The 11,414-nt window shown below is 72.7% G+C and carries 9 protein-coding genes; 1 reads left to right on the top strand and 8 read right to left on the bottom strand.

Translation table 11 applies throughout. The features are described from left to right. Window positions 1-230 precede the first annotated feature (230 nt). Together ACH4C6_RS22660 and lepA are read right to left on the bottom strand one after the other, a co-directional pair. Window positions 231-2,105 carry an AMP-dependent synthetase/ligase gene (locus ACH4C6_RS22660; protein WP_398110392.1) on the bottom strand — a complete coding sequence of 625 codons (1,875 nt, stop codon included), beginning with the start codon at window positions 2,103-2,105 and terminating at the stop codon, window positions 231-233. A 264-nt stretch (window positions 2,106-2,369) separates the two neighbouring features. Continuing rightward, a complete protein-coding gene (gene lepA, locus ACH4C6_RS22655; RefSeq protein ID WP_398110391.1) occupies window positions 2,370-4,238 on the bottom strand; it encodes a translation elongation factor 4 in 1,869 nt (622 codons plus the stop codon). 228 nt (window positions 4,239-4,466) lie between these two features. Here lepA and rpsT point away from each other — a divergent pair, with 228 nt between their 5' ends. Then, window positions 4,467-4,733 (top strand): 30S ribosomal protein S20, encoded by a 267-nt coding sequence (rpsT, locus tag ACH4C6_RS22650; protein ID WP_359191700.1) that lies wholly within the window; start codon window positions 4,467-4,469, stop codon window positions 4,731-4,733. 238 nt (window positions 4,734-4,971) lie between these two features. Here the strand turns inward: rpsT and ACH4C6_RS22645 are convergent, their stop codons facing one another. The 6 genes from ACH4C6_RS22645 to ACH4C6_RS22620 all read right to left on the bottom strand — a co-directional run bounded on the left by ACH4C6_RS22645 (window position 4,972) and on the right by ACH4C6_RS22620 (window position 11,387). Further along, window positions 4,972-5,367 (bottom strand): nuclear transport factor 2 family protein, encoded by a 396-nt coding sequence (locus ACH4C6_RS22645; RefSeq protein ID WP_398110390.1) that lies wholly within the window; start codon window positions 5,365-5,367, stop codon window positions 4,972-4,974. 207 nt (window positions 5,368-5,574) lie between these two features. Beyond that, window positions 5,575-6,564 (bottom strand): DNA polymerase III subunit delta, encoded by a 990-nt coding sequence (gene holA / locus ACH4C6_RS22640; protein ID WP_398110389.1) that lies wholly within the window; start codon window positions 6,562-6,564, stop codon window positions 5,575-5,577. A 61-nt stretch (window positions 6,565-6,625) separates the two neighbouring features. Then, complete coding sequence (locus tag ACH4C6_RS22635; RefSeq protein WP_398110388.1) at window positions 6,626-6,871, bottom strand: hypothetical protein; 246 nt, start codon at window positions 6,869-6,871, stop codon at window positions 6,626-6,628. A 112-nt stretch (window positions 6,872-6,983) separates the two neighbouring features. Next, the gene (locus ACH4C6_RS22630) at window positions 6,984-7,814 is read right to left on the bottom strand and encodes an arylamine N-acetyltransferase (protein ID WP_398110387.1); all 831 of its coding nucleotides are present in this window, start codon (window positions 7,812-7,814) and stop codon (window positions 6,984-6,986) included. Between the two features lie 4 nt (window positions 7,815-7,818). Further along, the gene (locus ACH4C6_RS22625; protein ID WP_398110386.1) at window positions 7,819-10,464 is read right to left on the bottom strand and encodes a ComEC/Rec2 family competence protein; all 2,646 of its coding nucleotides are present in this window, start codon (window positions 10,462-10,464) and stop codon (window positions 7,819-7,821) included. Beyond that, window positions 10,461-11,387: a helix-hairpin-helix domain-containing protein gene (locus ACH4C6_RS22620; protein WP_398110385.1), complete on the bottom strand. Its 927-nt coding sequence runs from the start codon at window positions 11,385-11,387 to the stop codon at window positions 10,461-10,463. The genes ACH4C6_RS22625 and ACH4C6_RS22620 overlap by 4 nt, the downstream gene beginning before the upstream one ends. Window positions 11,388-11,414 lie beyond the last annotated feature (27 nt).

Here is an 11,414-nt window from a genome sequence, read left to right as displayed (position 1 = left end):
CGACAGGGTGACAGACCGGCCACGCCCATAAGCACGGAGTTACGGAAGAAGGCCGCCATGAGTGAGAAGAGTGCTACGGATGTGGTTGAAGAACGGTCGAAAGACGGTCGGATCCGAGCATCCGGGCGTCATCACCCGCTCGCCCCGCCCGCCGGGGGCGAACGGCCGGTGGCACGACGAAGGGCCGGCGCCTGCGCGGCGCCGGCCCGGAACGGGTCACCCGGGGCGGACTACGCCTCGCGGGACCCCTCGTACATCTCGTCGATCAGGTGCTTGTACTCCCGCTCCACGACCGGCCGCTTCAGCTTCAGGCTCGGCGTGATCTCGCCGTGCTCCACGTCGAGGTCCCGCGGCAGCAGCCGGAACTTCTTGATGGTCTGCCACCGCTGAAGCCCCTCGTTGAGCTGCTTCACGTACCCGTCGACCATCTCCACCGTCGCCGGCGCCGCCACGATCTCCGCGTACGGCCTGCCCTCCAGGCCGTTCTCCTTGGCCCACTCGGTGATCGCCGCCTCGTCGAGGGCGATGAGCGCCGTGCAGAAGTTCCGGTCGGCGCCGTGCACCAGGATGTTGGACACGTACGGGCACACCGCCTTGAACTGCCCCTCGACCTCCGCCGGGGCGATGTACTTGCCGCCCGAGGTCTTGATGAGGTCCTTCTTGCGGTCGGTGATCCGCAGGTAGCCGTCGGCGGACAGCTCCCCGATGTCGCCGGTGTGGAACCAGCCGTCCGGCTCCAGCACCTCGGCGGTCTTCTCGGGCAGGTTGTGGTAGCCCTCCATGATGCCGGGGCCGCGCAGCAGGATCTCGCCGTCGTCCGCGATGCGCACCTCGGTGCCGGGCAGCGGCTTGCCGACCGTGCCCGTGCGGTAGGCCTCGCCCGGGTTGACGAAGGACGCGGCCGAGGACTCGGTGAGGCCGTAGCCCTCCAGGACGTGGATGCCGGCGCCGGCGAAGAAGTAGCCGATCTCGGGGGCCAGGGCGGCCGAGCCGGACACGCAGGCCCGCAGGTTGCCGCCGAAGGCCTCCCGGATCTTGGCGAACACCAGCGTGTCGGCGACCTTGTGCTTCGCCTTCAGCCCGAAGGGCACGGTCGCGGTGCCGGTGCGCCGGAAGTTGTCCTGCGAGACCTTGGCGTACTCGCGGGCGACCTCGGCGGCCCACTGGAAGATCTTGTACTTGGCCCCGCCGCCCGCCCGGGCCTTGGCGGCGACCCCGTTGTAGACCTTCTCGAAGATGCGCGGCACGGCGGCCATGTACGTCGGCTGGACCACCGGCAGGTTGTCGATGATCTTGTCGACCCGGCCGTCCACGGCGGTGACGTGCCCGACCTCGATCTGCCCGGAGGTGAGCACCTTGCCGAAGACGTGCGCGAGCGGCAGCCACAGGTACTGCACGTCGTCGCCGCTGACCAGCCCGGTCGCGGCGATGGCCTTGGCCATGTACGACCAGTTGTCGTGCGGCAGCCGCACGCCCTTGGGGCGGCCGGTGGTGCCGGACGTGTAGATGAGCGTGGCGAGCTGGTCCTTGGTGATGGCCCCGACCCGCTCCTTGATCAGCTCCGGTTCCTTCTCCAGTCGGGCGGCGCCGCGCTTCTCCAGCTCGTCGAGGGTGAGGATCCAGTCGGCGCTCTCCGCGCCGGCCGGGTCCACGACCACGACATGGGTCAGCGCGGGCAGCTGGGCCCGCTTCTCCTTGGCCTTGGCCAGCTGCTCGGCGTTCTCCGCGATGAGCACCCGGCTCTCGGAGTCCGACAGGATGTACGCCGACTCGTCGGCGTTGGTCTGCGGGTAGACCGTGGTGGTGGCGGCGCCGGCGCACATGATGCCGAGGTCGGCCAGGATCCACTCGATGCGGGTGCTGGAGGCCAGGGCGACACGCTGCTCGGGCTGCACGCCCAGTTCGATCAGGCCCGCGGCGATGGCGTAGACCCGCTCGGCGGCCCGCGCCCAGGTGAGCGACTTCCACTCGTCCGGCCCCTCGCCCGAGGCCGCGGGAACCGGATACCGGTAGGCCTCGGCGTCCGGCGTGGCGGCCACGCGCTCCAGGAAGAGGCCCGCCACGGAGGGCGGACGGTTCTCGATCAAGGTCTGTGTGTCGCTCACGACATCCTCCGGGCCCGCGACAGCGCGGCTGGCTCAGGTGCGGCTGGTTGGTCCTCACGAGCTGCAGGTCACGCCTGTTGTTTAACTGGTGAGTAACTATCGAGCAGGGGATCAGAGTAAAGGTCGGCCCGTTCCTGCGTAAGGGGCCGCGGCCTGTCACTTCGTACAGAGAGCTACCCCCCGGACGCACCGGGGCCCGCCGCGCTTTCGCACGACGGGCCCTTGTTCTACCCGGTTTGCGGTGTAACCCGCGGTAATCGGCGGTTACTTCTTGACCTTGCCCGACCCCGCACTGTCATCACTCGACAGGACGGCGATGAACGCCTCCTGCGGAACCTCCACGGAACCGACCATCTTCATCCGCTTCTTGCCCTCCTTCTGCTTCTCCAGCAGCTTCCGCTTCCGGGAGATGTCACCGCCGTAGCACTTGGCGAGGACGTCCTTGCGGATGGCGCGGATGGTCTCGCGGGCGATGACCCGCGAGCCGATGGCGGCCTGGACCGGCACCTCGAAGGCCTGCCGCGGGATGAGCTCCTTGAGCTTGGCGACGAGCCGGACCCCGTAGGCGTACGCCTGGTCCTTGTGGGTGATCGCCGAGAAGGCGTCCACCTTGTCGCCGTGCAGCAGGATGTCGACCTTGACCAGGCTGGAGGTCTGCTCGCCGGTGGGCTCGTAGTCGAGCGAGGCGTAGCCGCGGGTCTTGGACTTCAGCTGGTCGAAGAAGTCGAAGACGATCTCCGCGAGCGGCAGCGTGTAGCGGATCTCGACCCGGTCCTCGGAGAGGTAGTCCATGCCGAGCAGGGTGCCGCGCCGGGTCTGGCACAGCTCCATGATCGAGCCGATGAACTCGCTCGGCGCGAGGATGGTCGCCCGCACGACCGGCTCGTACACGTCCGAGATCTTGCCCTCGGGGAACTCGCTCGGGTTGGTGACCGTGTGCTCGCTGCCGTCCTCCATGACGACGCGGTAGACCACGTTCGGCGCGGTCGCGATCAGGTCGAGCCCGAACTCGCGCTCCAGCCGCTCGCGGATCACGTCCAGGTGCAGCAGGCCCAGGAAGCCGACGCGGAAGCCGAACCCGAGCGCGGCGGAGGTCTCCGGCTCGTAGACCAGCGCGGCGTCGTTCAGCTGGAGCTTGTCCAGGGCCTCGCGCAGCTCCGGGTAGTCCGAGCCGTCGAGCGGGTACAGCCCCGAGAAGACCATCGGCTTGGGGTCCTTGTAGCCGCCGAGGGGCTCGGTGGCGCCCTTGGACTGGCTGGTGACCGTGTCACCGACCTTGGACTGGCGGACGTCCTTCACGCCGGTGATCAGGTAGCCCACCTCGCCGACGCCCAGTCCGTCGGCGGGCAGCATCTCCGGCGAGTTGGTGCCGATCTCCAGCAGCTCGTGCGTGGCGCCCGTGGACATCATCTTGATGCGCTCGCGCTTGTTGAGCTGCCCGTCGATGACGCGGACGTAGGTCACGACACCGCGGTAGGAGTCGTAGACCGAGTCGAAGATCATGGCGCGCGCGGGGGCGTCCGCGACACCCACCGGGGCCGGCACCTCGGCGACGACCTTGTCCAGCAGCGCGTCGACGCCGACACCGGTCTTGGCGGACACCTTGAGGACGTCGCCCGGATCGCAGCCGATGAGGTGCGCGAGCTCCTCGGCGAACTTCTCGGGCTGCGCCGCCGGCAGGTCGATCTTGTTCAGCACGGGGATGATCGTGAGGTCGTTCTCCATCGCCAGGTACAGGTTGGCGAGGGTCTGCGCCTCGATGCCCTGGGCGGCGTCCACCAGGAGGATGGTGCCCTCGCAGGCGGCGAGCGACCGCGAGACCTCGTAGGTGAAGTCGACGTGCCCCGGGGTGTCGATCATGTTCAGGATGTGCGTGTTGCCCTTGTCGTGGGTCGGGGCCCACGGCAGACGCACCGCCTGAGACTTGATCGTGATGCCACGCTCGCGCTCGATGTCCATGCGGTCGAGGTACTGGGCGCGCATCTGCCGCTGCTCGACCACTCCGGTCAGCTGGAGCATCCGGTCGGCGAGCGTGGACTTGCCGTGGTCGATGTGCGCGATGATGCAGAAGTTGCGGATCAGAGCCGGGTCGGTACGGCTCGGCTCGGGCACGTGGCTGGGGATCGCGGGCACGCAGGGTCCTGATTCTTGAGGCGTCCGCAGTGTCTGCGGTCTCGGGTCGGATCGATACGTAGCCTCCATGGTCCCACGGGTGCGGACCACGGACGGGTTTGGGCCGGGAAAGGCCGCGCTGGTAGCCTGGGTGGCTGTGCCTCATGCCCTCTCGCAGGAGGCACGACTCAAGAAATCACCGGTACGGGGCCCGAGCGGTGCCGTGCCAGAACCTGAGAAGGCTCATTCGTGGCGAACATCAAGTCCCAGATCAAGCGGATCAAGACCAACGAGAAGGCGCGGCTGCGCAACAAGGCCGTCAAGTCCTCCCTCAAGACCGCGATCCGCAAGGCCCGCGAGGCTGCTGCCGCGGGTGACGTCGAGAAGGCCACCGAGTACCAGCGCGCTGCCGCGCGTCAGCTCGACAAGGCCGTCTCCAAGGGCGTCATCCACAAGAACCAGGCCGCCAACAAGAAGTCGGCGCTGGCTCAGAAGGTCACCGCGCTCAAGGGCTGACATCTGATGTGACGCCGGAGGGAATCGAGCGGGCCCTCTCTCATCCGCTCCCGTCCGGCACCCCTTCGGATCCGCGCGCGGCCTGCGTTCGCCACGCGGGCGCGGATCCAGCAGCGTGAACCGAACGGCCGGGTGTCCTCCTTCCCCATGGGAGGACCCCCGGCCTTCGGCTTTTCCGGGCCGCCACGGCCTTCGGCTTTTCCGGACCCCCGGCCTTCGGCTTTCCGGGCCGGTCTCCTCAGGACCAGAACTCGTTGTTCGCGTCGATGTCCTCGACGCATTCGTCGAGGTCGGTGACCTTGTCGCCGACGATCCGGAAGACGATGCACCCGGTGTCGTCGAGGTGCCTGCCGTTGCGCTCGGCGGTGAAGCGGGTCATCCCGACCGCGTGGCCGCGACCGTCGACCGCGATGCCGATCAGGTCGGCACGCATCGTTCCCCGGGTCTCCGCGCCGAGCCGTTCGTACATCTCGATGATCGCGTTCACCCCTTTGAAGTCCCCCGACAACGGGTGGTCACCGGGCACGTGGTGCGTGGCGTCGGCGGCCATCATCCCGCGCAAGGTGTCCATGTCCCCGCGCGAGAAGGCCTCGTAGCCCTTGCGGACGAGCACTGCGTGCGGGTGCTCAGCCATGATCCTCGCCACCTTTCGCTCACTCGGCGACGTACGGCTGACGGTTTCGATTGTCCCTCCGGCCGGGTCCGGCGGCACCGTGGGGAGAGGGCCGGTCCCCGCCGCGAAACTCCGGCCGCACCCCGCCGGCGAACGGCGGCGCGTCCCCGTCGTCGGCCGGCCCTGCCTCACGACCGCGTCCGCCGGTGTACCGAACCGCCGCGCGCGTCAGCCCCGGCCCCGGGAACGGGCCGCCCGGGCGATGGTGACGACCGCTTTCTCCAGGGCGTACTCCGGGTCGTCGCCCCCGCCCTTCACTCCCGCGTCCGCCTCGGCGACGGCCCGCAGCGCCGCCGCCACGCCGTCGGGGGTCCACCCGCGCATCTGCTGCCGCACCCGGTCGATCTTCCAGGGCGGCATGCCCAGCTCCCGCGCCAGGTCCGCCGGCCGGCCCCCGCGGGCCGACGACAGCTTCCCGATGGCGCGGACGCCCTGCGCCAGCGCGCTTGTGATCAGCACCGGTGCCACGCCGGTCGCCAGCGACCAGCGCAACGCTTCCAGGGCCTCCGCGGCCCGGCCCTCGACGGCCCGGTCGGCGACCGTGAAGCTCGACGCCTCCGCCCGCCCGGTGTAGTAGCGCCCGACGACCGCCTCGTCGATCGTCCCCTCGACGTCCGCGACCAGCTGAGAGACGGCCGACGCCAGCTCCCGCAGGTCGCTGCCGATCGCGTCGACGAGCGCCTGGCACGCCTCCGGGGTGGCCGACCGCCCGGCCGTGCGGAACTCCGCCCGCACGAACGCCAGCCGGTCCGCCGGCTTGGTCATCTTCGGGCAGGCCACCTCGCGGGCCCCGGCCTTGCGGGCCGCGTCGAGCAGGCCCTTGCCCTTGGCCCCGCCGGCGTGCAGCAGGACGAGGGTGATCTCCTCGGCGGGCGAGGCGAGATAGGACTTCACGTCCTTGACGGTGTCGGCCGACAGGTCCTGCGCGTTGCGCACGACGACGACCTTGCGCTCCGCGAACAGCGACGGGCTCGTCAGCTCGGCGAGCGTGCCGGGCTGCAACTGGTCGGGCGCGAGGTCCCGCACGTCCGTGTCCGCGTCGGCGGCCTTCGCGGCGGCCACCACCTCCTGCACGGCGCGGTCCAGCAGCAGGTCCTCCTGGCCGACGGCAAGGGTCACCGGCGCGAGGGGGTCGTCGTTCGCACTCTTCCTGGGCATCGCGACAAGCATCCCACGCAGCGGTGACAGCGAGCCGGGAAGGCCCGGTCCGCGGACCGGCCTACGGCTCCTCCCGCCAGCCCTCCCACTCCCCGGCGAACCGGTCCAGCTCGGCCGGGTCCAGCCGCTCCTCCTCGTCGCGCAGGACGACCAGCCACTGCGCGTCCTCGGCGTCGTCCTCACCGGCCAGGGCGTCCCGCACCAGCCGCGGCTCCTCGGCGATGCCGAACCGCTCCCCGAGCGCCTCCACCACTTCCTCGGCCGCGTCCCGGTCGGGCAGCACCAGCACATGTCGCACGTCACTCACGCCGGACATTGTCCGGCACGGCACCCCGGACCCGGCTCCCGGCCCCGGGCGGAGCAGGGGCGGACAGGGAGCCGGGCTTGGGCGGGGCAGAGGCTAGGTGTAGGGCGGCGCGCTATGCGGGGACGCGCAGGGCCGGCACCGCGGCCAGCTCGATCCCGAACCGCTCCCGGTAGGCCGCGAGCACCTCCTCGTCCGTCCCCAGCTCCCGCTCCTCCCGCGTCCCGTCGGCGGCCGTCGCCGTCAGCTTCCGCCCGCTGAGCGTGATGCGCCCGCCCTCCTCCGTCACGCGGGAGCAGACCAGCGACCGTGTGAAGTGCGACTCCGGCGACGTCCGGTGCCACCACGCCCCGGCCGCGAAGTCGCCGAGCACCCGCGGCCGCACCTCCAGGCGGTACTGCGGCCGGCCGTCGCGGACCACGTCCAGGTCCGCCGCCTGTGCGGCCTCGTGCCCGCCGCGCACCCCGGCCGCGTCCGGCCCCGCCTCGACGATCCGGAACGTGCCCCCCGGATCCTCCTGCTCACCGCGCTCGCCGAACGCCAGCGGCAGGTGGCTGTGCGCCCCGAACCCGACGTCGGCCAGCCAGTCCCCCGCGTCCACCGTGCGCACCCGCAGCGCGAGATGGTCGTACGGGATCCCGAGCAGCTCCCCGTCCCCGTGGACCCGCGCCGCCAGCAGCACCACGTCGTACCCGAGCGCGGCGAGCAACGCCCCGAAGGCGCCGTTGAGTTCGTAGCAGAATCCGCCCCGGCGCGCCCCCACCACCTTGTCCAGCAACCGCTTCTCCTCCAGCACGATCTCCTCACCGAGGTGGACCGAGAGGTTCTCGAACGGCACCGTCTGCAGATGCCGCAGGTGCAGCTCACGCAGTGCGTCGACGGTGGGCCACGCCGGCTGCTCGACTCCGAGACGGCGCAGATACGCATCAACCTGACTTGGATTCATGCCCTCAGTCTCGCGCCACGTTCAGCTCTCCGTCCTCCCCCGTGACCGCCAGGGCGCCGTCCCGGTCGGTGCGCAGCACCACCGCGCCCCCGGCGCGCAGCGCCCCGACCGTGCCGGGGGCGGGGTGCCCGTAGGGGTTGTCGTCGCCGCAGGAGATGAGGGCCAGCCGCGGGGCCACCCGGCGCAGCAGGCCCGGGTCCTGGTACGCCGAGCCGTGGTGGGCGACCTTCAGCACGTCCACGCCTTCCAGTGCCCGGGCGGCCGGTGACCGGGCCAGCGCCCGCTGGGCCGGGGGCTCCAGGTCGCCGAGCAGCAGCATCCGCAGTCCGCCGGACCGGACCAGCATGGCGACGCTGGCGTCGTTCGGACCCTCCGGTACCGGGTGGGCCGGGAGCGGCTGCGGGGGCACGTCCGGAAGCCGGCTCTCGGGCGGGCCCCCGGGCGGACTCGGCGGTGGGCTCAGGGGTGGACCCGGGGACGCACTCGGAGGTGGCCACACCACCTGCCACGACAACTCCCCCGCCCGCAGCTGCTCCCCCGCCGCCGCCCGCGTCACGGGCACCCGCCGCAGCGCCGCTTGTCTCCGCACGAACGCGGCCTGGTCCGCCGGCTCGTCGAGACCCGTGGTCGTGATCGCCCCCACGTCCCGCCCGCGCAGCACCCCGGGCAGGCCCGCGACGTGGTCGGCATGGAAGTGGGTGAGCACGATCAGCGGGAGACGGGTGATGCCGAGGTCGCGCAGGCAGTGGTCGGCGAGGGACGGGTCGGGCCCCGCGTCCACCATCACCCCGGCACCGTCCCCCGCGGCGAGCACCATGGCGTCGCCCTGGCCCACGTCGCACATGACCATCCGCCAGCCCGGCGGCGGCCAGCCCGTGAGGGTGCGGGTGAGCGGTGGCGGCTGCACCACGGCCAGCACCAGCAGCACCCCGCAGGCCCCGCACCACCAGGGACGGCGGAGCAGCCACCGCCCGACCGGCACCAGGACGAGCGTCACGACGCCGAGCAGTGCCGCCCCCACCCAGCTCGCGGGCCAGTCCACTCCCGCGCCGGGCAGCGCGGCCCCCGTCCGGGCGATCGACGCGATCCACCCCGCGGGCCACCGCGCGCACCACGCGAACGCCTCGGCCACCGGCATCGCCACCGGGGCCGTGGCCAGGGCGGCGAAGCCCAGGACGGTCGCCGGCGCGACCGCGATCTCGGCGAGCAGGTTGCACGGCACCGCCACCAGGCTCACCCGCGCCGACAGCACCGCGACGACGGGCGCGCACAGGGCCTGCGCGGCCGCCGCGGCGCCCAGGGCCTCGGCGAGCCTCGGCGGCACCCCTCGCCGCCGCAGCCCGGCGCTCCAGCGGGGCGCGAGCGTGAGGAGGGCGCCGGTGGCCACCACGGAGAGCAGGAACCCGTAACTGCGCCCCAGCCACGGGTCGTGAAGCACCAGCAACAGGACCGCCGTCGCCAGCGCCGGGATCATGGATCTGCGGCGGCCGGTGGCGAGCGCGAGCAGCGCGACGGCTCCGCAGGCCGCGGCCCGCACCACGCTCGGGTCCGGCCGGCACACCACGACGAACGCGAGGGAGAGCGCGCCGCCGAGCACGGCCGTCCCGCGCAGGGAGATGCCGAGCCGCGGCGCGAGTCCTCTCCGCTCGGCCCGTTGGGCCAGGCCCGGCGGGCCGAGCAGCAGGGCGAGCAGGATGGTGAAGTTGGCGCCGGACACGGCGAGCGTGTGGGTCAGGTCCGTCTCCCTGAACGCCTCCTCCAGCTCGGGGGTGACGCGCGAGGTGTCCCCGACGACCAGACCGGGGAGCAGGGCCCGGGCGTCCGAGGGCAGCCCCTCGGTCGCCTCCCGCAATCCGGCCCGCAACCGCCCGGCGAGCCGCTGGGACCGGGACGGCTCCCGCACCACCTGCGGTGGACCTTTTCCGCGCACCCGCAGGACGGCCGCGATCCGGTCACCGCCCGTCAGGGCGGGCGCCGACCGTGCCTCCACCCGGAGCCGCGTGGTGGGAAGCAGCCCCAGCCACGGCGAGGGCGCCGGCCCGTCGACGGCCCGGTGCGGCATCGACGCCCTGACGTCGACGATCAGCAGCACCGGCGTCCGCGTCGCCACCGCCGCTCCACCCGGCTCGTGCACGCGGCGCACCTCCGCGTCGATCAGCACGACCGTCGGAACGAGGTGATCACCCCTCACTTTCGGCCTGCTGAGCCGCGGATCGGAGGTCACCTCCACCTCCGCCGACACCGACCGGTACTCCCGTGCCAGACCGGGCACCGGCCCCCGGCGCAGATCCGCTCCGTGCAGCCCGGCCGACGCGGCGGCAGCGGCCACGCACAGCAGCACCGCGGCGGCCGACGCCCGCGCCCAGGACGGCACTGCGAAACGCCGGGCGCACGGCAGCAGCGCGACAGCGGCCAGACAGCCCGTCACCAGGCCCACGACCCAGCCGGGTGGTGCGTCCGGCAGGAGGGCCGCCGTGGCCCAGGCCGCGAGCGCGGGCGGCACGAGACGCAGGTCGGTCGGACCCTCCTGCCGAGGGCGGGAACTGCCCAGCCGATGGCCGGAGGCGGCGTGCACGGCCGACCGGGCGGGGCGGGGCTGCACAGGCGCGACCTCGTCCGGGGCCACCGGTGTGCCGGCCGCGTGCCTCATGGCCGTACGAGGGCGCGCAGGTCGGCGAAGCGACGGTCGCCGATGCCGTTCACCTCGCGCAGCTCGTCCACGGAGCGGAAACCGCCGTGGCGCGTGCGGTAGTCGACGATGTGCTGCGCGAGCACCGGCCCGACGCCCGGAAGGGTGTCGAGTTGGTCGAGGGTGGCGGTGTTGAGCGAGACGGGAGCCGTCGGAGCCGAGCCGTTCGCCGCGCCGCCCGGAGGCGCCGCCCCTGCCGCTCCGGCCGCCCCGGCGATCCCCCCGGGCGGTGCTCCGCCCGCGCCCGAGCCCGGCGCGCCGACGAGCACCTGTTCACCGTCCACCAGGAAGCGGGCGCGGTTGAGGCCGCCGGTGTCGGTGCCCGGCTTCACCCCGCCCGCCGCACGCAGGGCGTCCGCGACCCGGGAGCCGGCCGGCAGCCGGTGGATCCCCGGTTCGCGGACCTTGCCCCCGACGTCCACGACGATCTCCCCGGCCCCGGCCCCGGCCTTCGCCGCCCCGCCCGCCGCCCCTGCGGAAGCAGCGGCGGAGCCGGCGGACGCGCCCTCGGCCGCTCCCGCGCCGCCGGACCCGGGCGCCTCCCCAACCCCTCCGGACTCGTCCTGCTGCCCGTAGGGAACCGCCGCCCTCACCACCTCCGGCGGCCGTACGGTCTCGGTCCGGCCGGACCAGAAGTGCTGCGCGGCGAACGTCGCGGCGAGCACCAGCACCGCTGCCAGAGCGAGGACGCTCCGCCGCTCCAGACCGCACCGCGCCTGCATCCACACCGGCATGCGCTCCCGCAGGGCAAGCCCGGACCGCTCACGCCAGGTCCCCCGCACGGGGAAACCGCCTGGGCCCTCGGCAGCCGAGCCGCCCCGGCCCTCGTCAACGGAACCACCCCGGCCCCCGGCACCCAGCCCGCTCACCCCCTCGGTCACCAACCCGCCACGGCCCTCGCCCGCCGAGCC

Source organism: Streptomyces sp. NPDC017943 (assembly GCF_044328425.1).
Lineage (GTDB): Bacteria > Actinomycetota > Actinomycetes > Streptomycetales > Streptomycetaceae > Streptomyces > Streptomyces djakartensis_A.
Note: the sequence above shows the minus strand (reverse complement) of the source record. Positions and strands in the feature narration are given on the sequence as shown.